At 55.7% G+C, this 22,492-nt stretch carries 22 protein-coding genes; 17 read left to right on the top strand and 5 right to left on the bottom strand.

Annotated elements, in window-relative coordinates; genetic code table 11:
• Positions 1-207: 207 nt before the first annotated feature.
• Complete coding sequence (locus LDN12_RS00955) at positions 208-2,157, bottom strand: ABC-F family ATP-binding cassette domain-containing protein (protein WP_223920755.1); 1,950 nt, start codon at positions 2,155-2,157, stop codon at positions 208-210.
• Positions 2,158-2,366: 209 nt separating this feature from the next.
• Here LDN12_RS00955 and LDN12_RS00950 point away from each other — a divergent pair, with 209 nt between their 5' ends.
• The gene (locus tag LDN12_RS00950) at positions 2,367-3,611 is read left to right on the top strand and encodes an EAL and HDOD domain-containing protein (RefSeq protein ID WP_223920753.1); all 1,245 of its coding nucleotides are present in this window, start codon (positions 2,367-2,369) and stop codon (positions 3,609-3,611) included.
• Positions 3,612-3,629: 18 nt separating this feature from the next.
• Here LDN12_RS00950 and LDN12_RS00945 read toward each other — a convergent pair whose 3' ends face one another.
• From LDN12_RS00945 to LDN12_RS00935, 3 genes are all read right to left on the bottom strand, one after another.
• The gene (locus LDN12_RS00945; protein ID WP_223920751.1) at positions 3,630-4,157 is read right to left on the bottom strand and encodes an O-acetyl-ADP-ribose deacetylase; all 528 of its coding nucleotides are present in this window, start codon (positions 4,155-4,157) and stop codon (positions 3,630-3,632) included.
• Between the two features lie 169 nt (positions 4,158-4,326).
• Positions 4,327-5,079: an ATP-binding protein gene (locus LDN12_RS00940; RefSeq protein WP_223920750.1), complete on the bottom strand. Its 753-nt coding sequence runs from the start codon at positions 5,077-5,079 to the stop codon at positions 4,327-4,329.
• Positions 5,080-5,188: 109 nt separating this feature from the next.
• The gene (locus LDN12_RS00935) at positions 5,189-5,533 is read right to left on the bottom strand and encodes a nitrous oxide-stimulated promoter family protein (RefSeq protein ID WP_223920748.1); all 345 of its coding nucleotides are present in this window, start codon (positions 5,531-5,533) and stop codon (positions 5,189-5,191) included.
• Positions 5,534-5,697: 164 nt separating this feature from the next.
• Here LDN12_RS00935 and LDN12_RS00930 point away from each other — a divergent pair, with 164 nt between their 5' ends.
• From LDN12_RS00930 to LDN12_RS00905, 6 genes are all read left to right on the top strand, one after another.
• The gene (locus LDN12_RS00930) at positions 5,698-8,040 is read left to right on the top strand and encodes a DNA translocase FtsK (RefSeq protein ID WP_223920746.1); all 2,343 of its coding nucleotides are present in this window, start codon (positions 5,698-5,700) and stop codon (positions 8,038-8,040) included.
• 7 nt (positions 8,041-8,047) lie between these two features.
• Positions 8,048-8,824, top strand: coding sequence for a carbon-nitrogen family hydrolase (locus LDN12_RS00925; protein WP_223920744.1), 777 nt, complete (start codon positions 8,048-8,050; stop codon positions 8,822-8,824).
• Positions 8,825-8,982: 158 nt separating this feature from the next.
• On the top strand, positions 8,983-10,194 hold the full coding sequence (gene tyrS / locus LDN12_RS00920; protein WP_223920742.1) for a tyrosine--tRNA ligase: 1,212 nt from the start codon (positions 8,983-8,985) through the stop codon (positions 10,192-10,194).
• A gap of 44 nt (positions 10,195-10,238) precedes the next feature.
• Positions 10,239-10,607 (top strand): TRL-like family protein, encoded by a 369-nt coding sequence (locus tag LDN12_RS00915; protein ID WP_223920741.1) that lies wholly within the window; start codon positions 10,239-10,241, stop codon positions 10,605-10,607.
• Positions 10,608-10,712: 105 nt separating this feature from the next.
• Complete coding sequence (locus LDN12_RS00910; RefSeq protein ID WP_223920740.1) at positions 10,713-12,110, top strand: aspartate ammonia-lyase; 1,398 nt, start codon at positions 10,713-10,715, stop codon at positions 12,108-12,110.
• 153 nt (positions 12,111-12,263) lie between these two features.
• Positions 12,264-12,485, top strand: coding sequence for a NifU family protein (locus LDN12_RS00905; protein WP_149211774.1), 222 nt, complete (start codon positions 12,264-12,266; stop codon positions 12,483-12,485).
• Between the two features lie 149 nt (positions 12,486-12,634).
• Here the strand turns inward: LDN12_RS00905 and LDN12_RS00900 are convergent, their stop codons facing one another.
• Positions 12,635-13,534, bottom strand: coding sequence for a DMT family transporter (locus LDN12_RS00900; RefSeq protein WP_223920739.1), 900 nt, complete (start codon positions 13,532-13,534; stop codon positions 12,635-12,637).
• Between the two features lie 205 nt (positions 13,535-13,739).
• Between LDN12_RS00900 and LDN12_RS00895 the strand changes: the two genes are divergently transcribed.
• From LDN12_RS00895 to LDN12_RS00850, 10 genes are all read left to right on the top strand, one after another.
• Positions 13,740-14,615 (top strand): branched-chain amino acid ABC transporter permease, encoded by an 876-nt coding sequence (locus tag LDN12_RS00895; RefSeq protein ID WP_223920738.1) that lies wholly within the window; start codon positions 13,740-13,742, stop codon positions 14,613-14,615.
• Between the two features lie 2 nt (positions 14,616-14,617).
• Entirely contained in the window at positions 14,618-15,532 is a 915-nt protein-coding gene (locus tag LDN12_RS00890) for a branched-chain amino acid ABC transporter permease (protein ID WP_223920737.1), read from the top strand.
• Complete coding sequence (locus LDN12_RS00885) at positions 15,532-16,302, top strand: ABC transporter ATP-binding protein (protein WP_223920735.1); 771 nt, start codon at positions 15,532-15,534, stop codon at positions 16,300-16,302. The genes LDN12_RS00890 and LDN12_RS00885 overlap by 1 nt, the downstream gene beginning before the upstream one ends.
• Complete coding sequence (locus LDN12_RS00880; RefSeq protein ID WP_223920733.1) at positions 16,302-17,006, top strand: ABC transporter ATP-binding protein; 705 nt, start codon at positions 16,302-16,304, stop codon at positions 17,004-17,006. Before LDN12_RS00885 ends, LDN12_RS00880 begins: the two co-directional genes overlap by 1 nt.
• 330 nt (positions 17,007-17,336) lie before the next feature.
• Complete coding sequence (locus tag LDN12_RS00875; protein WP_223920731.1) at positions 17,337-17,618, top strand: type II toxin-antitoxin system RelE/ParE family toxin; 282 nt, start codon at positions 17,337-17,339, stop codon at positions 17,616-17,618.
• 11 nt (positions 17,619-17,629) lie between these two features.
• Positions 17,630-18,007: a HigA family addiction module antitoxin gene (locus LDN12_RS00870; RefSeq protein ID WP_308464297.1), complete on the top strand. Its 378-nt coding sequence runs from the start codon at positions 17,630-17,632 to the stop codon at positions 18,005-18,007.
• Between the two features lie 576 nt (positions 18,008-18,583).
• Positions 18,584-20,605 (top strand): TIR domain-containing protein, encoded by a 2,022-nt coding sequence (locus LDN12_RS00865; RefSeq protein WP_223920730.1) that lies wholly within the window; start codon positions 18,584-18,586, stop codon positions 20,603-20,605.
• Between the two features lie 46 nt (positions 20,606-20,651).
• Entirely contained in the window at positions 20,652-21,140 is a 489-nt protein-coding gene (locus tag LDN12_RS00860) for a TIR domain-containing protein (RefSeq protein ID WP_223920729.1), read from the top strand.
• Positions 21,141-21,142: 2 nt separating this feature from the next.
• On the top strand, positions 21,143-21,790 hold the full coding sequence (locus tag LDN12_RS00855; protein ID WP_223920728.1) for a hypothetical protein: 648 nt from the start codon (positions 21,143-21,145) through the stop codon (positions 21,788-21,790).
• A 25-nt stretch (positions 21,791-21,815) separates the two neighbouring features.
• Positions 21,816-22,490 (top strand): hypothetical protein, encoded by a 675-nt coding sequence (locus tag LDN12_RS00850; RefSeq protein ID WP_223920727.1) that lies wholly within the window; start codon positions 21,816-21,818, stop codon positions 22,488-22,490.
• Positions 22,491-22,492: the final 2 nt, after the last annotated feature.

Below are 22,492 nucleotides of genomic sequence, written 5' to 3'. Positions count from 1 at the left end.
CTGCTCCCCATAAAACAACATCAAAAAATTTATCGGTAATAAATACCACAGGGATTCCGAAAATGCAAAAGCGTTTTACTAAATAAATAGCGTAAAGAACTCATCCGGTCCCGACAGATTTAAGCCGTGGAATCCTTTTGCGGAGGTCCAAACTGCTGTCAGAATAGTCGCCGACCGGTTTTAGGCAAAATAAAGGGAACGGACATACTACGACAAGTCTTCCCATTCCCCGTACAACTCCTCCAATCGGCTATTCAGGGCCGCGTGACGCTCTCCAGCCTCGACGCCCCGCTGTGGGTCGTCGAAGAATCCGGGGGCATTCATTTCCACCTCCAGACGGGAAAGTTCAGCCTCAGTACGGGAAATTTCGCCCTCCACAGCGGCCAACTGTTTCTGGCGCCCCTGTTCCTCCCGCTTGCGCTGCTTCTCCTCCTCGCGTCCCTTCTTCCGCTCTTCTCTGGTCACCTCGGGGGGCGGTAGCGGAGCAGCCTCGACGGGAACGGACAGCCGATGGGTAGCACCGGCGCGTGCCGCGTCCAGGGTTCTGGCCTGTACCCCTTTTTCCTTTTTTTCCAAGTAATATTCGTAATTGCCATAATAGCTGGTCAGAGTCCCTCCCTCAACCTCTACGATACGGGTTGCCAGGCCGTTGACAAAATAACGGTCGTGGGAGACGAACACCACCGTGCCGTCAAAAGAACGCAAAGCGTCAAGGAGCACCTCCTTGCTGAACAGGTCCAGGTGGTTGGTCGGTTCGTCCATCAACAGGAGGTTAGAGGGCCGCAGCAGCATCTTGGCCAAGGCCAAACGATTGCGCTCGCCGCCGGAGAGAACGCCGACCTTCTTATGGATGTCGTCCCCCGAAAAGAGAAAGGCGCCCAGAATGTCCCGCAACCTGGGAACCATCTCATAGGGGGCACCGGCATAGAGCTCATCGTAGGCCGTGCGCGTGACATCCAAGACACTAGCTTGGTCCTGGGCAAAGTAATCCATGATCGCATTGTGCCCTTCGACCCGTTCACCGCCCTGGAATTTGGCGCCGGCCAGGACCGACATGAGAGTAGACTTGCCAGCCCCGTTATGGCCCACCAGAGCAACACGCTCACCCTTTTCGATAACCAGATCCACTCGGTCGAGGACTGCATGGTCGCCGTAGGCCTTGGTCAGCCCTCTCAGTTCCATGACGATCTTGCCGCTTTTAGGGGCAGAGGGGAAGTAGAAACGTATCTTTTTCCGTTCCGGAGGGAGGACGATCCGTTCAACCTTTTCCAGTTGCTTGATACGTGACTGCACCAGCGAGGCCTTGTTGGCCTGGTAGCGGAAACGGCGGATAAAATCCTCGGACTTCTCGATTTCTTCGTCCTGGCGACGCTTTGCCTCCCGCTGGGCCGTGACCCGCTCCTCCCGCTGGACGAGGTAGTTGGAGTAACTGCAATGGTAGTCGGTGATGGCATGGTTCCAGACCTCGCTGATCCGGCTGCAGACCCGGTCCATGAAGAAACGGTCGTGGGAGACCAGGACCACCGAGCCGGGGTAGGAACAGAGGTATTCCTCCAACCAGTTGCGGGCTTCGATATCCAGGTGGTTGGTCGGTTCGTCCAGAAGCAGTACGTCTGGCTTCTGCAAAAGTAACCTGGCCAAGGCGATGCGCATTTGCCAGCCGCCCGAGAACTCGCCGCAATCCCGCTGCCAATCAGCTTGGGAAAATCCCAGTCCCTTCAGCACCGTCCCGATCTCGGCCTCCATCGTGTAGCCGCCCTGGTGGCGGAACTGCTCTTGAAGTTCCCCGTAACGCTGGAGGGCAGTCGCATGTTCACCAGAATCATGTGGGAGCCTCTCCAATTCCTGCCCCAAGCGGTGCAACTCCTCTTCCATAGCCAGCAGTTCCGAAAGCGCCGCCCGCGCCTCATGGAACAAGGTGTGTCCGCTCGTGACGATGCCGTCTTGGGGCAGATACGCAGCCTTGGCACCCCTGGCAAACTGAATCTCGCCCGAGGAGGCTTCATTGAGCCCTGCAATGATCTTCATGAGGGTGGATTTGCCCGCGCCGTTCTCGCCTACCAGCGCAACCCGTTCACCCTTTTTCAGGTGCCAGGAGATGGCCGTAAAGAGCGGGGTGCCAGCAAAGTCTTTGGAGATATCTATGAGTTGGAGCATGGCACTGTTGTAACACAGCAAAGGCATCATCGGCAAGTGACGCGCGTGGTCCGGGGGACAGATCAGCCTTGGTGGTCTTGCAGCGTTATTTTGCATTCGCATTCTTGGCGATACGATGATAAAGTTTAGAGATCTATGCACTATTCCGACAAGCCGACCAACAGGCGTCCACTCGACGAGTTACGCTTCGGACGCGGACGAAACCAGCCATGAACATGCCATCGCTCACAAAATTTTTCCTGGGACGCCAGCCAATCCTGAACATCAACCAGGAGATCGTAGGCTACGAACTTCTCTTCCGCTCGACCGAGAAAAATTACAGCGAATACAAAAACCAGGACCAGGCCAGCATGAGCGTAATCTCCAGCGCCTTGGCCAACTTTGGCCTCAATAGCGTGCTGGGAGACAAGGATGGCTTCATCAACGTCACCCACGACGTACTCTTCTCGGACATGGTCGAAGTCCTGCCGCCCAGACAGACCATCCTGGAACTGCTGGAATCAGTGGAGTTGACCGACGTGGTTAAAGGGCGCTGCATCGAACTCAAGGCAAAAAACTATCGCCTGGCCCTCGACGATCACGTTTATTCACCGGAGCATCACGACCTGTACCGCTTCGTGGACATTGTGAAGATCGACCTCCTGGAGACAGACCCCGCCAGCCTGCCCGAGGTCGTGGCCGCGCTTCACCATTTCCCGGTCACCCTTCTGGCGGAACGTATAGAAACGCAGGAGCAGTTTCAGGATTGTCTCGAACTAGGCTTCGAACTGTTCCAAGGATACTTCTTCGCCCGGCCGGCGGTGCTCAAACGAAAAGGGCTTGAGCCATCCAGACTGGCAATGCTGCGGTTGCTCGGCTATCTTCAAACTGAGACGGATTTCGGCAAAATCGAGGAGATATTCAGGGATCATCCGGAATTATCGTACAACATGCTGAAACTGGTCAACTCGGTGCATATGGGTCTGCGGGAGAAGATCAACAGCCTGCGGCACGCCATCATGCTGCTCGGGCTCGACAAGCTGCGACACTGGGTTCAACTGGCCATCTTCGCCAGTGCCGACAGCCGGGGAATCAACAACCCCCTGCTGGAGATGGCTGCCGTTCGTGGACGTCTTCTGGAGTACCTGGTCATGGAACGTTACAACCTGCCTCGTGGCTGCGAACAGGTGGAGTCGGCCTTCATGCTCGGCATCCTGTCACTGGTTGATGTGCTCTTCGAAACGTCCGTCGAAGGAGTTGTACGGGAATTACGGCTTAACGACGAGATCGCCGCTGCTCTGGTCAACCGCGAGGGAACTCTGGGAGCCCTCCTGGCACTGGCCGAAACGCTTGAACAAACCAATTTCGGTGAGGTTCATCACTTGACCGAAACCTGTGGCATCCCCATCTCCACCCTGCTGACCGCACAAATGGACGCCTTCAACTGGCGAACCAGCATCTCAAAAAGCGAATAGGAGACCAGCCCGCCCCCTTCAATCCAACTCCATCTTCAAAGAGACCGCGGCACGCTGATAGACTTGAAACGCTTGTTCATTATACACAACGAAGACTATCCGTTCCAGCGCCGGGTTATGCCCGGCGGCCTCCTGGGCCACAGACAGCGCTATCAGTGCTCCTGCCTGCATTGGATAACCGTAAACGCCGCAACTGATGGCAGGGAATGCGATACTGTGCAGGCCATTTTCCGCGGCGACCTCAAAACAGCGCTGGTAGGCGCTCCTCAGAAGTTTCGGCTCTCCCTGGTCTCCGCCGCGCCAGACAGGACCAACGGTATGAATGACATGACGCGCCGCCAACCGGTAACCCCCCGTTATCTTGGCGTCGCCGGTCTCGCACCCCCCTAGGCCGGCGCATTCCGCCACCAGTTCCGGCCCCGCCGCCCGATGAATGGCGCCGTCTACCCCGCCGCCCCCCAGCAGGGTGTTGTTGGCGGCATTAACGATGGCGTCCACCGCCATTTGCGTGATGTCTCCCCGTATAATCTCGATTCGTGGGTTCATGGCCTTGCCCCCGGTAGCTGGATATATGCTTTACGGGCAAGTATACCATAAACAGGGAACAGAAACGACCCGAAGGCTTTCCCCGCCATCGGGCCAGCCTCTTTTTCCGGGCAGGAATTATTTCACTCCCACCCTTGGCCGGTCCGCTCCGAAAAACACCATCAAAAAACTATCCCTTGATCTGACCCTGGATGCCGATGGTAACCTCGTTGTAGGGTATCTGCTTGCCGCTGGCGACGATGGCCTGCCGGGCAGCCACGGCGATCCCTCCGCAGCAGGGCACCTCCATCTTCAGCACCGTGACACTCTTGATATCGGAACGGGTGAACAGCTCGGTCAGTTTCTGCTGGTAGAACTGGTTGTCGTCCAGTTTGGGGCACCCCATGACAACGGCGCGCCCCTTGAGGAAATCCTCGTGGTAGCCGGCATAGGCCACCGGCACACAGTCAGCCGTGATCAGCAGGTCGGCACCCTGGAAATAGGAGGCACTGGTGGACACCAGGTGCAGTTGCACAGGCCATTGGGCCAACTGGCTCTGGCGACTGCCGGAGGGTTCCGAAACGGCGGCCTCCTGCGTGCGGGCAAAGCTCATGGCGCGGGAGCCGGGACACCCGCCCCCGTGGTGGTGATGGCCGGCCGCAGGGGCCGAGGCTGTATGGTTATGGGTCGGCGCGGGTCGGCCCTGGGCTGCCAGGTGGTGCGCAACGGCCGCTTCATCAAATCCGTCGGCCTCCCGCTCCTCGACGGTGATGGCGTCCCGCGGGCACTCTCCCAGGCAGGCGCCCAGGCCGTCGCACAGGTTTTCCGCCGAAAGCTGCGCCTTGCCGTCAACGATCCTGATGGCGCCTTCCGCACAGGAGGGGACGCATAATCCGCAGCCGTCGCATTTGTTCTGGTCTATCTTCACGATCTTTCTCAACATGATTGTTCTCCCCTTTTTTCAGAATTTCCGTGTGGTTATTTTAGATTCAAGCTTTATCTCTGTGTTCCTCTGTATCTCAGAGTCTCTGCGGCAGGTTCTGATCTCGATTTCAGAAAAAATAGTGCCAGATGTAATCGAGCCTCCCCCTCAGCATCAATTTTTTACCGGAGTAGGCCATGATCTCCTTCACCTTTGCCAAGTTCGTTTTGTTGTAGCAATGGACCCGACAGTGCTTGCAGGTCGGCTTTTCGGCCTCTAGCGGGCACTTTATCCGCCTGGCGACTGCATACGCCATAAATTCGGCGCACTCGGCGCACATCCGGCGCTCCCCCAACCCAGCCGGAAGGCAAAACGTCGAATGTTCGCCGGCACCGTGTTTGCCGGCGCAGTAGACCTCGACGAACTTGCCGATCAGCCTGATATCCTTTTTCTGAAGCTTTGTAAGCGTTTCCATGGTTGTCATCTTGACTCTTTATTTCTGATCATTACATGACAAAGGTCAAATAAATTCCTTTTGCGGCGCCGTCCAATTTTTCCTTTGCCTCTCCCCCCGAATTGCAGGTAATATGACCTGATTTCATCACTACACGGATTGTGAATTCGAGCCTTATAAACCCAATGGCAGAGCAAAAAAAAGAAAAACTCACCAAAGAATTGCAGGGAATGGCGCTCGCCACGGTTGGCGTCTTTATTCTGCTGGCATTCACGACGTTCAACGCCGGCGACGTATCCTTCAACAACTACTCCAGCGAGGGCGCCATCCACAATCTGGGGGGACGCTTGGGAGCCCAAGTGGCCGACCTATTCTTCATCTGCTTCGGCCTGGCCTCCTATCTGGTCCCCCTGGCACTCCTGTACATGGCCTACACCCTGTTCCGGTTTAAGGAAATCCGCCTGCGCTCTTACAAGCTTTTGGCGTTTTTCGGACTGATATTCACCCTTGCGGCCTTGTTCGCCTTCTTCCGAGACAAGACCCTGTTCCTCGGCCAACAGGTACCCACTGGCGGCGCCGTGGGGGTGATCACCGCACGCCTACTCAGGGGGACGGTCGGCATAACCGGCTCCATGCTCGTGCTGCTGCCGATGCTGGCGGCTTCGATCATGATCCTGTCACGTTTTTCCTTTATCCTCTTTGCCGGATGGTGGCTGGAAACCCTCAAGCACAAATGGCTTGCCTGGCAGGAGCGTCGCGCCCACGGGCGCGAGGAGCGCCACCGAGAAAAGGCCAAACAGGAGGGAATACCGGTGGTGGCCGCCTCTGCCGGACCGGTCATCAAACCGGGCGCACCGCCCCCGGCCCGGGCCAATACCTTTAAAAAGGAGAAGGCCCGGAAAAAGGAAGCCGAAAAGAACGCCTCGGTCCAGGAATCCTTCGAGTTTATCAAGGCCGACGGCGACTTCCTTACCCCCCCTTTCTCCCTGCTGGACGTCCCACCGGCCACCGAAAAGCAACTGGACCGGGACGCCCTGACCATGAACGCCCGCCTATTGGAGAAAAAACTCAAGGATTACGGTATTGACGGCGAGGTGGTGGAGATTTGCCCCGGCCCGGTCATCACCATGTACGAGTTTTCCCCGGCACCGGGCATCAAAATCAGCCGGATCGCCGGGCTGTCTGACGATCTTACCATGGCGTTGCAGGCCATGTCGATCCGCATTGTGGCTCCCATTCCCGGCAAGGGGGTGGTGGGGATCGAGGTTCCCAATCGCGACCGCGACATGGTCTTCCTCCGGGAGATTTTCAACTGTGAGGAGTTCCATCACCACAAGATGAAGCTCCCGCTGGCCCTGGGCAAGGATATCGCCGGTACGCCGGTGGTCACCGATCTGGGCAAGGCGCCGCATCTGTTGGTGGCCGGTTCCACCGGATCGGGCAAATCGGTTTCCATCAACACCATGATCCTGTCCTTGCTCTACACCGCCACACCCCATGACGTGCGTATGATCATGGTCGACCCCAAAATGCTGGAATTTTCCATGTACGAGGGCATTCCCCACCTGCTGCTGCCGGTGGTGACCGAACCCAAAAAGGCATCCCTGGCCCTGAAGTGGGCGGTCAACGAGATGGAACGCCGCTACAAGCTGATGGCCGACAAGGGTGTGCGCAATATCGAGTCCTACAACAAGAAGCTGGCCGGCGAGGCTCAGGAACTGGAAGACCTAGGTGCCATTCCCGAGGCCGAGATCATCGAAGAGTTGGAGGAGATCGTCGAGGACGGGGAAGCTATTGTGGACCCGATCCCCTTTGTCATGGACGCTGGAGAGGAGTTGGAACACAGCCACCTCCCCTACATCGTGGTCATCGTGGATGAGTTGGCCGACCTCATGATGGTGGCCGGACGCGAGGTGGAAGAGCATATCGCCCGCCTGGCCCAGAAGGCCCGTGCCTCGGGCATCCACCTGATCCTGGCGACCCAGCGCCCGTCTGTGGACGTGATCACCGGCCTGATCAAGGCCAACCTGCCGTCGCGCATCTCCTTCCAGGTATCATCCAAGGTCGATTCGCGCACCATCCTGGACTGCAACGGCGCCGAGAGCCTGCTGGGTGCCGGTGACATGCTCTACATGCCACCCGGCACCTCCAAACTGCAACGCATCCACGGCGCCTTCGTCTCCGACGCCGAGGTCCAGCGGGTGGTGGATTTCCTCAAGAAACAGGGCAAGCCAGTCTACGAAAAATCGATCCTGGAAATGAAGGACACAGACGACAAGGCCGGTGACGGAGAGGAAGAGGAACAGGATGAACGATGGGAAGACGCCCTGCGGCTGGTGGCCGACACCAGACAGGCCAGCATCTCAATGGTCCAGCGCCGTCTACGCATCGGCTACAACCGTGCCGCGCGCATCATCGAGATGATGGAACGTGAGGGTATGGTCGCCCCCAGCGACGGCACCAGCAAGCCCCGCGAGATCTACACTGACATCATCAATGCCTATCTGAGCTCCCAACTGACGAGGTGAAACGAAAATGAGTTCAATACGGGCAACTGCCATCCAGTTCAACGTCAAGCAGGGGGACGTTGAGGCCAACTTGGCTCACGTCCGCAGGGCGTTACAGCGTGCCGCGGCGCAAGGCGCCAACCTGGCCGTGCTGCCGGAGATGTGGTCCAGCGGCTTTGCCTACAAGACCCTCAACGAACTGGCCCTGCGCACCGCCGGAATCGTGGAAGAACTTCTGGCCCTGTCGCGGGAGCTTAAGTTGGTGATTGTCGGCAGCATGCCCGAACCCAACGGCGACAAGGTTTTCAACACCGTATTCCTGGCCGACAACGGCACCTTGGCCGGAGTCTACCGCAAGATTCATCTCTTCTCCCTTTTGGGCGAGGACCGCGCCTTTTCCGGCGGCGACCGCTGGCTTTTGGCCGAGACATCCATCGGCAAGATCGGTGTAATCATTTGCTACGACCTGCGTTTTCCCGAACTCTCCCGGCGGCTAGCCGTGGAAGGGGCACAGGTGATCTGCATCCCGGCCCAGTGGCCCAAACCGCGTGAGGAACATTGGCGCACCCTGGTCCGCGCCCGCGCCATCGAAAACCAGCTCTTCGTGATTGCCTGCAACGCCTGCGGCCCCATCGGCAAGCTGGACTTCTTCGGCATGAGCATGATCATCGATCCCAAAGGCGAGGTTCTGGCCGAAGCGGGCGATGGGGAGGGTGAAATCGCAGCCGACCTGGACATGCAGGCCATGGCCGACTGGCGTGCCCAGATACCCTGCTTCAGCGATCGCAGGCCCGAGTTGTATTGATATAATGCCACGGAGCCACAGAGGCGCAGAGAAAATCAGAGAGAGTAATACTCAGGGCCTTTAACCCAGAATCCCTGCCTTGCGTTTCGGTTTTCTCTGTGTTCCTCAGTATCTCTGTGGCAGATTTTCAAATTTAATCTTTCTTGGGAGTTAGTGACATGTCCGTAGCAGAACAGATGGCCGTCATCAAGCGCGGCGCCGTTGAGATCCTGATCGAGAAGGAGCTGGAGGAAAAGCTCGAAAAGTCCCTCAAGACCGGCGTTCCCCTGAAGATCAAGGCAGGCTTCGACCCGACCGCCCCGGACCTCCACCTGGGCCATACCGTACTGATCCACAAGCTACGCCAGTTCCAGCAGTTGGGGCACGAAGTAAACTTCCTGATCGGCGACTTCACCGGCATGATCGGCGACCCCACCGGCAAATCCGAAACCCGCAAGGTGTTGACCCGCGAGGATGTGCTCAGGAACGCCGAGACCTACAAGGAACAGGTCTTCAAGATCCTCGACCCGGCCAGGACCAAGGTGGTCTTCAACTCCGAATGGCTTAACAAACTGGACGCCGGCGGCATGATCGGCCTGGCCTCCAAGTATACCGTGGCCCGCATGCTGGAACGCGACGACTTCCACAAGCGCTTCACCACCCAGCAGCCGATCAGCATCCACGAATTCCTCTATCCCCTGATCCAAGGCTACGATTCGGTGGCGCTCCAATCGGACGTGGAGTTGGGGGGCACCGACCAGAAATTCAACCTGCTCATGGGACGCGAGTTGCAGCGGGAATGGGGCCAGCCGCCCCAGTGCATCCTGACCATGCCGCTTCTGGAAGGACTGGACGGGGTTAACAAGATGTCCAAGTCCTTGGGCAACTACATCGGTATCAGCGAGACTCCCGACGAAATTTTTGGTAAGGTCATGTCCATCTCCGACGACCTGATGCTGCGCTACTACGAACTGCTCTCCGACATGCCGCTGGCTGAACTGGAACAGCTGAAGGCGGGGCTGAAGGACCATTCCATCCATCCCATGGCGGCCAAAAAGGCCTTAGGCCGTGAGATCGTCTCCCGCTTCCACGGCGCCGGGGCCGGCGAGGCGGCGGAAGAACATTTCGTCAAACGCTTCAAGGAGAATGAGATTCCAGAAGAGATGCCCCAGGTAAGCTACTCCCTGGCCGACGGCCCGGTGCTTTTGGTTAAGGCCATGACCGAGGCGGGCCTGACCAAATCCAATGGCGAGGGAAGGCGTTCCATCGACCAGGGAGGCGTCAAAATAAACGGCGAGAAGGCCAGCGACACGAATCTGGAGTTAACCGCCAACGGCGAGTATATCGTCCAGATCGGCAAGAGAAGGTTTGCAAGGATTCTGGTCGGTTAGACGACTACGACATACATGAATGTCATGACGACAGGGGAGGACCGATGAAAAGGTTGTGGACTGCACTGGCGACGGTAATGCTCTGTGCCGGGTGCACCTCGGTAGGCAGTGTGGGCATGGTGACCAAAAACATGGGCGACCCCGGCGCCTTGCTGAGGAACGGCCAGCCGTACACAGAGATCGGCACCGCCGAAGGTGAAGCATGCCGTTTCTTTTTATTGAACGTAGTTCCCTTTGGCAACTCTTCGTTTTCCGCCGCCGTGGAAGAAGCATTGGAGGACAGCAAGGGTGATGCCTTGTTGAATGTCACTGTTTCCAGTAGTCTTTATGGCTTCATACCAATCTACAACATCTTTTCCTATACCTGTACCAATGTCAGAGGCACAGCTATCAAATTCGAGAAGAAACCTTGATGCCCAGGATCCCGGTGCCCTTTCACGGGAAGTTTCATGCTCTCCCCTTGCTCCTCCGTGGTAAAATGATGAGTAGCCGTAGAACGTGAGAAAGGGGGGACATGTATGACCACGCGTATCGAAAAAGACACCTTCGGTGAGATGGAAGTCCCGGCCGAAGCGTATTACGGCGCCCAGACGGCACGGGCAGTGCGTAACTTTCCCATCTCCGGCCTGAAACCCCACCCCGCCTTTGTGTGGGCCACGGTTGCCATTAAGAAGGCCGCTGCCAAGGCCAACATGGCCGGCGGCAGGCTTTCCGCCGAGATCGGCGGCGCCATCGTGGCGGCGGCCGACGAGGCGTTGGCGGGGAGATTCGACGAACAGTTCGTGGTCGATCCTTTCCAGGCAGGGGCCGGCACCTCCCACAACATGAACATCAACGAGGTCCTGGCCAACCGGGCTCTGGAGCTTCTGGGGCGCACGCGGGGAGACTTTTCCATCCTGCACCCCAACGACCACGTCAACATGGCCCAGTCCACCAACGACGTGATCCCCACCGCCATCCGCCTGGCCTCGCTCAGAATGCTCGACCCGCTGCTGGAGGTGCTGGAAGGGTTGGAAAAAGCCCTGGCCGGCAAGGCGCGGGAGTTTGATCCGATCCTCAAATCCGGGCGCACCCATTTGCAGGATGCGGTACCGATCCGCCTGGGCCAGGAGTTCGGCGCCTATGCGGAGGCCGTGCGCCGGAGCCGCGAGGGATTGGAGGGGTGCCTTCCGGCGCTTCTGGAACTGGGTATCGGCGGCACCGCCGTAGGCACCGGCCTGAACGCCGAGCCGGATTACATCAAGCGCGTCATAGAGGAGTTGGCTGCTGATACCGGCCTTCCGGTCACTGCCAGTGGGAACCTGTTCGAGGCAATGCAGAACATGGAACCCTTCCTGGCCCTCTCTTCGGCCTTGCGGGGAACAGCGGTCGCCATCGGCCGCATCGCCAACGACCTGCGCCTGCTCTCATCCGGCCCGCGCACCGGTCTGGACGAGATTCGTCTGCCGCCAGTCCAGCCCGGTTCCTCGATCATGCCGGGCAAGATCAACCCATCCATGGCCGAGATGGTCAACATGGTCTGCTTTCAGGTGATCGGCTGCGACCAGGCGGTAATGCTGGCGGCCCAGGCCGGACAGCTGGAGTTGAACGTGATGATGCCGCTGATTGCCTACAACGTGCTGTTCGCCATGGAACTGCTTACAAACGGCGTGCGCAAACTCACCGAATCGTGCATACTGGGGATACGGGCCAACGAGGAGCGTTGCCGTCGCTATCTGGAAGATTCACTGGGGCTGGTCACGGTGCTGGCGCCCTACATCGGCTACAACGCGGCGGCCGACGTGGCCAAGGAATCGGTGGCGACCGGCAGATCCATTCGGCAGATCGTCTTGGAACGCGGCCTGATGCCGGAGGCGGAACTGGAAGCAGTCATGAAGCCGGAACATCTGACCGAGCCGGGGCTGCCATTGCGCTGAAAGGGCCTAAGCGAGGAAACACAGGGGTGAAAACAGTTTTGCAAGGATACACGGGATGAGAGGCGTGAGGCGGTACAACCTTGCCCCATCCTGTCCTGGTGGTTCGGTTTTCATGATTTTGTGGCATTACACATACCAAAAAGGAGAGCAACGATGAAAGCAGAAGTCGAAAAGGTACTTGAAATGGTGCGGCCCGGCCTGCAGGCCGACGGCGGCGATGTGGAACTGGTGGAGGTGACCGACGACGGCGTCGTCAAAGTCCGCCTGAAAGGGGCCTGCGGCAGTTGCCCCATGTCCACCATGACCCTCAAAATGGGTATCGAGCGGGCCGTGAAGGAACAGGTCCCCGGCATCAAGGAAGTGGTGCAGGTATAGCACGGCTTAGGCCACGGAGACGCAGAGGAAATCACAGGATTTTCCTCGTAACGCCATAATCACCGGAATAGAGAGACTTCAGGGATTGTGGCGTTACATTTTTCTTTTATTACCCCTGTGACTCTGCGGCTCTGTGGCAAATACTTTTTTCAGGCTCGGCGGTAGGAAACGATCAGCACCGCCAATAGAATCACCCCGCCCCCGGCAAAGAACGACAACGACAGATGTTCTCCCAGCACCAGCCACCCCAAGAGCGCCCCCACCACCGGCTGCAGGAAGAAAAAGATCGAACCGGTACCGGCTTCCACCAGGCTCATCCCCTTGTTCCAGAGATAGAAGGCCCCTGCGGTTGAGACGACCCCGAGGTAGAGCACCGCCCCCCAGAGCAGAGGATTGCCCAGGCCGCTGACCGGCAAGAAGCGCCATTCGATGATCATGGCCGGGGTCGTCATCAGGGTAGCCCAGAAGATGGCCCACGTAGTGATGACCAGAGGAGACAGGCCTGCCGAGAATTTTCGGGCCAGGACCGATAGAAGCGCCCAAGTGACGGCGGCGCCGATCAGGGCCAGATTGCCGGCCAGCACCCGGCCGCCGGTCGCGGTGGAGTCCCAGCCGACGACGATGAGAACCCCAATGCTCGCCAGAAGGACGGAGAGCAGCTTGCGGGGGGTCAGGCGCTCCCCCAGCATGAACCACGCGAACAGCAGGATAAAGGCCGGGCTGGCGGAGGTGAGGATGGCGCCGTTATGTGCTGAGGAAAGACGCGTTCCGATGAATTGCAGGCCAACCGAGACGAAGTAGCCCACAAATCCGATGGCGATGAAGGCCCGATGGTCGCTACGATTCAGCGGTGCGGCCTGCTGGCGCCGGGCCAGCGGGTAGAGGGTGGCAAATGCTGTAACATACCGTAACCACAGGAGAGTGAAGGGAGGAATGTAGTCCAGGGTGTACTTGCTGACCACGTACATACCGCCCCAGATCGAGGCTGCGGCGGCCAGTGCGCAGCATCCGCGGAGGGCTTGACGGTCGTTCGAAGGCATAGGTTTCATATTACGTTTCATGTTACGTTTTATATTACGGTAACCTTCCGTTTTGGGTTCTGTATAGCACGGAACGCTTTGCTCAAATCAAACAAAATCGAATTGGTCAAACAATTCGCTTGCAGACATAGTGTTTACTGTGATAAAAAGCAGTGCCCTTCGTTGTAAAAGATTCATTTAATCAGATACTTTACTCCTTGACGGGATGACCTGCATGTTTCTGCAACAACTCATCAACGGTATCGCCCTCGGTTCCACCTATGCCCTGATCGCCCTGGGATACACCATGGTGTACGGCATCATCGCCCTGATCAACTTCGCCCACGGCGAGATCTTCATGATGGGCGCCTTCGTCGGCCTGCTCATGGTGGGCGTGTTCAAGCTCAACATCTTCGTGGCCATGGCCTGCGCCATGATCTTCTGCATGGTCCTGGGCGTGGTGATCGAATTCATCGCCTACCGTCCCCTGCGCAAATCCTCCCGGCTCTCGGCGCTCATCTCGGCCATCGGCGTTTCCATCTTCCTTTCGTCCCTGGCCCTCATGATCTTCGGCGCCAACGCCAAGGGCTTCCCCGACCAGGCCTTCCATTCGCGGCAGGTCCACATCGGCAAGGCGGACATCTCGACCCTGCAGATCCTCATCATCGGCGTTTCGGCGGCCCTCATGATCGGCCTGGAATTCATCGTCCAGAAGACCAAGATCGGCAAGGCCATGCGCGCCACCTCCGAAGACTACAACACCGCGGCCCTCATGGGGGTCAACGTCAACTTCGTCATCTCCTTCACCTTTGCCCTCGGCTCGGCCCTGGCGGCCGCCGGCGGCGTCCTGGTGGGGATGCTGTTCAACGCCGTCTCCTTCAACATGGGCCTCATGGCCGGCCTCAAGGCCTTTGCCGCCGCCGTCCTCGGGGGCATCGGCTCCATACCGGGCGCCATGCTGGGCGGCCTCCTCCTGGGCGTCACCGAAGTCTTCGGGGTCGCCATCGGCTACTCCTCATACCGCGACGCCATAGCCTTCGCCATCCTCGTCCTGGTGCTGCTGGTCCGGCCCACCGGCCTTCTGGGCCGCAAAATCCTGAAAAAGGTCTGAACATGCTGCACGGCCTCGTCAACTCCATAGACCCCTATTTCCTCCAGATCCTGGTCAACATCGGCATCGGCATCACCCTGGCCCTGGGTCTCAACATCATCACCGGCCTCACCGGCCAGCTCTCCCTGGGACATGCCGCCTTCATGAGCGTCGGCGCCTTCACCGGGGCGCTGCTCACCCTCAAGACCGGCACCCCCTTCTACCTCAACCTGCTTGCGAGCGGCCTCTTCACCGCCCTCGTGGCCGCCGTCATCGGCTGGCCGATCCTCAGGCTGACCGGCGACTACCTGGCCATCTGCACCCTGGGCTTCGCCGAGATCGTCAAGGTCGTCTTCCTCAACCTGGAGATCACCAACAAGGCATTGGGACTCACCGTCCCCACCCCGCAGACGTCGCTGCCCATGCCCGTAATCGTGTTCATCGTCGCCGTCCTCATGATCATCGCCTCCACCTTCATCCAGAACTCCCGGCTCGGCCGCGCGTTCAAGGCGATCCGGGACGACGAGATCGCGGCGGAATCCATGGGCATCAACATCGCCCGCTACAAGGTCCAGTCCTTCGCCATCAGCGCCTTCATGGCCGGGGTCGGCGGCTGCCTCTACGCCCACTTCCTGGGCTACATCAACCCGTCGGACTTCGGCTTTCTCAAATCCGTGGACATGCTCAGCATGATCGTCCTGGGCGGCCTGGGGAGCATCCCCGGCGCGGTCTTCGGCGCCTCCATCCTCTCCGCCGCGCCCGAATTCCTCCGCTTCATGTCCCAGTACCGCATGCTGGTCTACGGCGCCCTCATGGTCTTCCTCATGGTCTTCCGGCCCAACGGCCTCCTGGGCGGCGTCAACTTCACCGACCTGGCGCTGCGCAAGCTGGGGATCAAGCCGCGCGGCGCGGTCCGCGTCCGGGAGGAGAAACACTGATGGCACTGCTCAAACTCGATAACGCCACCATCCGTTTCGGCGGCCTGGTCGCGGTGAACGGCGTCAACCTGGATGTGGAAGAGGGCGAGATCATGGCCCTGATCGGTCCCAACGGGGCCGGCAAAAGCACCATCTTCAACCTCATCACCGGCATCTACCCCCCCACCGAAGGCGGCATCAGCTTCAAGGGCAAAAGCATCGCCGGGCTGCCCCCCCACGTCATCGCGGGCGGCGGCGTCGGCCGCACCTTCCAGAACATCCGCCTCTTCAACGAGCTGTCCGTCCTGGAGAACGTCCTCATCGGCGCCCACACCAGGGGCACCTGGAACCTGACCGGCGCGCTGCTCAAGCTGCTCCCCCCGGTGCGCAGGGAAGAGGGACGCCTTCTGGAACTGGCCATCCGCTGCCTGACCCAGGTGGACCTGGCCCACAAGGCCTACGAGCAAGCCTGCAACCTCCCCTACGGCGAACAGCGCCGCCTGGAGATCGCCCGCGCCCTGGCCATCGAACCGGCCCTGCTCCTCCTGGACGAACCGGCCGCCGGCATGAACCCCCAGGAAAAGCAGACCCTCCTGGAGATGGTGCGCAAGATCCGGGCCACCGGCGTCACCGTCTTCCTGGTGGAGCACGACATGAAATTCGTCATGGGTCTCTCGGACCGCATCGCCGTCCTGGATTACGGCGTCAAGATCGCCGAAGGCAAGCCCGAGGAGGTCCGGGCCAACCCGGCCGTGATCGAAGCCTACCTGGGAAAAGGAGCCAGCCACTGATGCTGTCGGTCGAGAACCTTTCCGTCAACTACGGGGCCATCCGCGCCCTGCACGATGTCTCCTGCCGCGTGGAGCAGGGGGAGATCGTCGCCCTCATCGGCGCCAACGGCGCCGGCAAGACCACCATCCTGAACACCATCTCCGGCATCGTCCCCTCCGTGGGCGGCGTCATCGCCTTCGAAGGCACCGAGATCACCCGCATGGCCCCGCACCTGATCGTGCAGAAGGGCATCTGCCAGGTCCCGGAAGGCCGCCGCGTCTTCGCCCGCATGAGCGTGCAGGAAAACCTGGAGATGGGCGGTTTCATCCTCCCCGGCAAGCACGAGGTCGCCCAGGGCATCGAACGCGCCTTCGCCCTGTTCCCCCGCCTGGCCGAACGCCGCAAGCAACCGGCCCGCACCCTCTCCGGCGGCGAACAGCAGATGCTGGCCATGGGGCGCGCCCTCATGTCCAACCCGCGCCTGCTGCTGTTGGACGAGCCCTCCATGGGTCTGGCCCCCATGCTCGTGGAGAAGATCTTCGAGATCGTCGTGGAGATCAACAAGGCCGGCACCACCATCATGCTGGTGGAGCAGAACGCCTCCATGGCCCTCTCCATCGCCAACCGCGCCTATGTGCTGGAAACCGGCGAGGTCGTCCTCTCCGGCGACGCCGGGGAACTGGCCCGCAACCCCGAGGTAAGGAAGGCCTACCTGGGGGAATAACCGCCCTTTGCATATCGATATTGACGCCCTGCCGGGACACCGGCGGGCGTTTTTTGTTTGTTACGTATCCCCTCCCCCAGCGGGGGAGGGTTAGGGAGGGGGAAGAGGGGCTATCTACCACCCCCTGCCCCCTTTAGGCCCCAGAGGGTCCTCCTGAACCAGGAGGGGGAAGCGTTGGGCGGTGCTTTCCTCCCCTCCTGGTTCAGGAGGGGCCGGGGGTGGTCGCCGTCCTCAAACAACCCTCAATACCGCGATTGTCCACGAGAAGCACGAAAACCACGAACAACCATAACGCTTGACGTTAATAACGGATAGAGTTATGCTTTTCCCATGATCCGCAGTTTCGCATCCAAAGAGACAGCCGCCATATTTACCGGCCTTGCCGTTCGTCGCTTGCCGCTCGACATGCAGCAAACGGCGCGTCGCAAGCTCAAGCAGTTGGACGCCGCCCGGATGGTCGACGACCTGCGCATCCCTCCCGGCAATCGGCTGGAGACGTTGAAGGGCGACAGAAAAGGATTATGGAGCATCAGGATCAATGACCAATGGCGTATCTGCTTTCGCTGGGAGGATGGGAGCGCCGAAGACGTGGAAATCGTGGATTATCACTAGGAGCAGCCGTAATGACAATCAAGCGCGAAGATTTGGAAAAAATGGATTATTCGGATGTATCGGACGGGACGAAACTCGCCCCTGTTCATCCGGGAGAGGTGTTGCAGCATGACTTCATGGAGCCGTTGGGGGTGACCCAGCACCGGCTGGCGGTGACTATCGGGGTGCCTCCCCGCAGGATCAACGAAATCGTGCACCACAAACGGGGCATAACGGCGGATACCGCCTTGCGTCTGGCGCGGTTCTTCGGCACGACGCCGGATTTCTGGACATCGTTGCAGGCGTCCTACGACATGGAACGTGTCCGCCCCGCTATTCTGGAGCTGCTTGACGCCATCCCCCGGCTTGTTCAAAGCCCCGCTGCAAAAAATCAGAGAATGGCAGCGTAAAACCTTCCTGCCCTGCGTACCAACGCCCTGCCGGGATACCGGCGGGGCGTTTTTGTTTTTGGGGTGGTAGCCAGCCTTAAAACCAAGGCCGGTCCACGAAAAGCACGAAAGACACGAACAAGGCCTGACGATTATGGACAAAAGCGGCTAACCTTTTCGTGTGAACGGTCGATTTTTTCGTTCATCCTCGTGGTTCGTTCGCGTTCGTGTTTTTCGTGTCTTTCGTGGACAGATGGTGTTTTGGGTGCGGCGCTTGTGTGGGAGGGTGTGGGTCAATATGATACAAAGGCGGGCTTCCGAATGGGATTCGGGGGCTTTTTTTGTGTGATGTCGGGGGGTTGGGGGCAAGAGGGCTGAAATGGTCTTTTTATGTTAATTTTTTTAACATTTTCGGGGGAGTGTTAATTATTTTAACATATTGATTTTGTTGTTGAAACCTGTGCTTGTGGGTGTACAATTGAATCGATTTTATTAAGGTGTCTTTATAAGAGCGAGGTTGCAAATGGCAGACCTGCGATGTTTCATTCCATTAGGCATGCCCTCGGAAGCCGCTCTCATGATGGAGAGGTGGCTATAATGCCTTCACAATATAGTCCTCCCCTTGCGATTCACTTCATTTGGCACCCGTCGGACAACGATGTTATTGATCCAATCCTCAAAGCAGTCTCAAAATACCTTTCTAGAGATATTAATCGACCATTTTCCCGTAACTTGAATATCCCCATCTTTTTTTATAGCTCCAATAATCCGATTATTGTACCAAACAACAACCCACAGGAACTCGCAACACGGAATATATTATTTGTATTTACAAGCGTAAACACGAGAGGACGTGCTTCGTGGGACAGCTATATAAGCAATCTTCCATGTAATGAGACAATGCGAGTTGTTCCCGTAGCGTTAACTCGCGAAGGGCTCGGGCACGGCGGAGAGGGATGCCTTAAGGATATTAATTTCATTCGCGCATACGAATGGCATTACGAGTCTGTGGTTCAAAATACGATACTTACCATGGCACATGAAATTTACCGTCACGGGTTTGTTGAAATTGGAGAAGGTGACAAGGGCAAATCGTCTTCCATAAATATATTTCTTAGCCACGCCAAAAGTGGGAACACTGGCCGCCTTCATGCGGAGACGATCAAGCGGTTTATTGAAAACACAAACATGTCGCACTTCTTTGATGCAACAACAATTTCCCCTGGATTTAAGTTCAATGAAGAGATAATCAAACACATTGAAGACTCAACAATGGTGGCAATTTGTAGCGATGACTACTCTTCACGATATTGGTGCCAACGGGAAATTTTGTGTGCAAAAAAGTATCACCGGCCAATGATTGCTGTTAACTGTTTGGAAAATTATGAAGACAGAATCTTTCCAGCAGGTTCAAATGTGCCATGCGTACATATATCGCCTAAGCCGCCGCTTAGTGAACCAGAAACTCTAAAGGTTCTTACCACTGCAATTTTGGAAACTATTCGTCATTGCCATGCTCTGAAATCGCTTGAGCACTATCAAGTACGTGGGTGGATTGGTGACGATTGTGCAATCTTTTCTCGCCCTCCGGAAATTCGTCAAATCCTTGCGTTGAAAGCAGAAGGTACGTTTACGAAAATCTGCTATCCAGAACCTCCTATTTACTCTGAGGAGGCAGATTGGCATCACCAGCTTGAAATTGACACGTTTACTCCTCTATGGAGTAGCTCTGAAGATCACTCTTTAAATGGTTTGAGAGTAGGCATTTCCATATCAGAAGTTCCAAGTGATGGATTCCAGGAAAATCATCTTCCATTAAATCAATCTATAAGACTTGCTCAAGACCTTGCTCGGCACCTGCTTGCCAGATCAGCAACTTTGATTTATGGAGGAGACTTGCGTAAGAACGGTTTTACAGAGTTTATCCTTGACGAAGCTATTGCATTAAAAAACCGCCTAAACACCGACGTCATCCATGTAGAGAACCACTTGTCGTGGCCAATCCACAAAGCTGACAAAGAAATGACCGCGTGGCGCGCAAATTATAAGGCAGTCATGGATACTGTTGAATACGACATTCCGGATGATATTGCCAACGATATCGATAAGGATAATTTCCTGCCACCGTCCACGCCTCAAAATAAATATATCTGGTCGCGATGTCTCACAGAGATGAGAGTGTTATCTATAGACTCCTCCCATGCTCGTATTTGTGCAGGTGGAAAGCTTTCGGGATACAGCGGGAAAATGCCGGGGGTTTTAGAAGAAATCCTTATCGCTATTGACAAGAGCAAGCCCATTTACCTGCTGGGCGCTTTTGGTGGTGTCGTGGGCGATGTTTGCAAAGTGCTACGCAAAGCGCCATATCCAGACTCACTTACAGAAGCATGGCAGAACAGCCACAACGCCGGATACGTTGATGTCCAAACAATCGCATCAAAATATGGTATGCACGCGGATTACAGACAGGTGAAGACGGCCCTTGAGGGAATCGCCATCCCCACTCTATCGAAAAATTCTGGGCTTGATGAATTAACCTATTTGCGATTGATGGAAACACCCTTTGTCGATGAATGTATTCATTTGATTATGCAGGGTCTAAAAAACTTATCTCTTTAAAAGTTATGGGTGAAATGCATCTGATTTCATAAATGGAGAAATAAAAATGAATCAGACAAGAAATGTATTTATTAGCCATCATCACAAAGACGATAAGCATGTTGATAGTTTAACTGATTTGCTTGCTAATAATGGATGCAACATTCGAAATAGCTCCATTCGTGCTAAACCAGCAAATCAAGAACGATTAGATAAGGGGCTTGTAGAAGATTCAACCATCAGGAGACTACTCAGGATGAAAATGTCGTGGGCGGGCACAGTGATAGTTCTCATTGGAAAGGAGACTCATGAAAGAAAATGGGTCAATTGGGAGATTACTGAAGCCGTTAAGCAGGGCAAAAACATAGTTGGAGTTTATGAACAAGGACTTAAAGACAAACCTGATATTCCCGAAGCATTGTCTGCCCTTGGGACATCAATAGTTGAATGGAACCCCAAGTCAATTATTGATGCAATTAATGGTATTACTTCTTTTCAAAACCCAGACGGCAGCCCAAGCCCGAGAAAGGACGGCGCTCACGTGAGGTGCGCATAAACATGATGAATTATTTATACATCTATGTTGTTGATAGAGATTTTGGGTTTGCTCCAAATCCATTTCACGGGTATTGCACTCTTGCAACTTGTAAAGCCAGGATAAGGAAAAGCGCACAACTTGGAGATTGGATCGTTGGAGTTGGTGGCGACCGACTGAACGCAGTTGGTAGATGCATTTATCTTATGAAGGTTACTGAAATACTGAGCTTTAATGATTATTGGTTTGACTCACGTTTTCAAAGGAAAAAGCCTCAGAGAAACGGCAGCTTAGTGATGATGGTTGGTGACAATATATATCATAAAGAAGAAGGAGATGAATCTTGGAAACAAGAGGATTCACAGCATAGCAATCCTGACGGCTCACTAAATCATGACAATGTTAGAATCGACACCTTCTCGGATAATGTATTGATTTCAGATTTTTTTTATTACTTTGGTGAGGATGCCCCGACGGTAAAATTAGAATTGATAGAATACCAAAACGGAAGAAATTACCAAAAAATGCAACTTAGTGATAATAACATAGTTGCCTTTATCGATGATATAGAGCAGCGCTATTCCAAAGATAGGAATCGGGTTATCGCTTTCCCGTTTAACTTTTTAAAAGCAGCAAAAAGAGTTGATCAATCAACCAGTAAAATCATTTGATAAAACTAATGGAGTGTTCTGATATATGGCTTTTTGGGGTACTGATACTATAAGAATCAGACAAGTTTCAGACTATTTAGTACTGCCATTTGATAATACCAGAATAAGTAATGGCCAATACCTATTGAGTGTTGGCCCTGAGTCATTTATAACAGTAAATGAAGTAAAAACTGTTATGAACAGTAATTACGGTCAAATTAGTATCGAGCCTGGTCAATTCGCAATAATATTGACTGAAGAGACCGTAACAATTCCTAAAAATTCGATAGGATTTATATCAATTCGTGCTGCCATTAAATTTCGCGGATTAGTTAATGTTTCAGGATTCCATGTGGATCCTGGCTTTACGGGACGGCTAAAATTTGCTGTGTACAACGCAGGCCCGAAACCAATTGTTCTAGAAAGAGGTCAAGCCGCTTTCCCAATTTGGTTCGCAGATATGGATAATGGTAATTCTGATGAATACAATGGAGTCCATAAGGACCAACGTCACATTACAGCAGACGATGTAAATATGTTACGAGGCCAAATTGCTTCACCCAATGCACTTAAAAAAGAAATCGATGATCTCCGGCATGAATACGAAAAAAAATACATAAAATTAGAACATTATATTACTATAATATACAGTGTGGGTGGTTCTCTGTTAGCAATATTGAGTGCCATTATTTTAAAGTTTCTATTTGCTAAAATTAAATAGTA

The organism is Geobacter sp. AOG2, assembly GCF_019972295.1.
GTDB lineage: Bacteria > Desulfobacterota > Desulfuromonadia > Geobacterales > Pseudopelobacteraceae > Oryzomonas.
This window is presented reverse-complemented; position numbering and strand designations above follow the sequence as displayed.

What these genes read in the sequence shown, in the direction of transcription:
- LDN12_RS00955 (WP_223920755.1), bottom strand. Translation starts at nt 2,157, where the DNA reads ATGCTCCAACTCATAGATATCTCCAAAGACTTTGCTGGCACCCCGCTC.
- LDN12_RS00950 (WP_223920753.1), top strand. Translation starts at nt 2,367, where the DNA reads ATGAACATGCCATCGCTCACAAAATTTTTCCTGGGACGCCAGCCAATC.
- LDN12_RS00945 (WP_223920751.1), bottom strand. Translation starts at nt 4,157, where the DNA reads ATGAACCCACGAATCGAGATTATACGGGGAGACATCACGCAAATGGCG.
- LDN12_RS00940 (WP_223920750.1), bottom strand. Translation starts at nt 5,079, where the DNA reads ATGTTGAGAAAGATCGTGAAGATAGACCAGAACAAATGCGACGGCTGC.
- LDN12_RS00935 (WP_223920748.1), bottom strand. Translation starts at nt 5,533, where the DNA reads ATGGAAACGCTTACAAAGCTTCAGAAAAAGGATATCAGGCTGATCGGC.
- LDN12_RS00930 (WP_223920746.1), top strand. Translation starts at nt 5,698, where the DNA reads ATGGCAGAGCAAAAAAAAGAAAAACTCACCAAAGAATTGCAGGGAATG.
- LDN12_RS00925 (WP_223920744.1), top strand. Translation starts at nt 8,048, where the DNA reads ATGAGTTCAATACGGGCAACTGCCATCCAGTTCAACGTCAAGCAGGGG.
- tyrS (WP_223920742.1), top strand. Translation starts at nt 8,983, where the DNA reads ATGTCCGTAGCAGAACAGATGGCCGTCATCAAGCGCGGCGCCGTTGAG.
- LDN12_RS00915 (WP_223920741.1), top strand. Translation starts at nt 10,239, where the DNA reads ATGAAAAGGTTGTGGACTGCACTGGCGACGGTAATGCTCTGTGCCGGG.
- LDN12_RS00910 (WP_223920740.1), top strand. Translation starts at nt 10,713, where the DNA reads ATGACCACGCGTATCGAAAAAGACACCTTCGGTGAGATGGAAGTCCCG.
- LDN12_RS00905 (WP_149211774.1), top strand. Translation starts at nt 12,264, where the DNA reads ATGAAAGCAGAAGTCGAAAAGGTACTTGAAATGGTGCGGCCCGGCCTG.
- LDN12_RS00900 (WP_223920739.1), bottom strand. Translation starts at nt 13,534, where the DNA reads ATGAAACCTATGCCTTCGAACGACCGTCAAGCCCTCCGCGGATGCTGC.
- LDN12_RS00895 (WP_223920738.1), top strand. Translation starts at nt 13,740, where the DNA reads ATGTTTCTGCAACAACTCATCAACGGTATCGCCCTCGGTTCCACCTAT.
- LDN12_RS00890 (WP_223920737.1), top strand. Translation starts at nt 14,618, where the DNA reads ATGCTGCACGGCCTCGTCAACTCCATAGACCCCTATTTCCTCCAGATC.
- LDN12_RS00885 (WP_223920735.1), top strand. Translation starts at nt 15,532, where the DNA reads ATGGCACTGCTCAAACTCGATAACGCCACCATCCGTTTCGGCGGCCTG.
- LDN12_RS00880 (WP_223920733.1), top strand. Translation starts at nt 16,302, where the DNA reads ATGCTGTCGGTCGAGAACCTTTCCGTCAACTACGGGGCCATCCGCGCC.
- LDN12_RS00875 (WP_223920731.1), top strand. Translation starts at nt 17,337, where the DNA reads ATGATCCGCAGTTTCGCATCCAAAGAGACAGCCGCCATATTTACCGGC.
- LDN12_RS00870 (WP_308464297.1), top strand. Translation starts at nt 17,630, where the DNA reads ATGACAATCAAGCGCGAAGATTTGGAAAAAATGGATTATTCGGATGTA.
- LDN12_RS00865 (WP_223920730.1), top strand. Translation starts at nt 18,584, where the DNA reads ATGCCTTCACAATATAGTCCTCCCCTTGCGATTCACTTCATTTGGCAC.
- LDN12_RS00860 (WP_223920729.1), top strand. Translation starts at nt 20,652, where the DNA reads ATGAATCAGACAAGAAATGTATTTATTAGCCATCATCACAAAGACGAT.
- LDN12_RS00855 (WP_223920728.1), top strand. Translation starts at nt 21,143, where the DNA reads ATGATGAATTATTTATACATCTATGTTGTTGATAGAGATTTTGGGTTT.
- LDN12_RS00850 (WP_223920727.1), top strand. Translation starts at nt 21,816, where the DNA reads ATGGCTTTTTGGGGTACTGATACTATAAGAATCAGACAAGTTTCAGAC.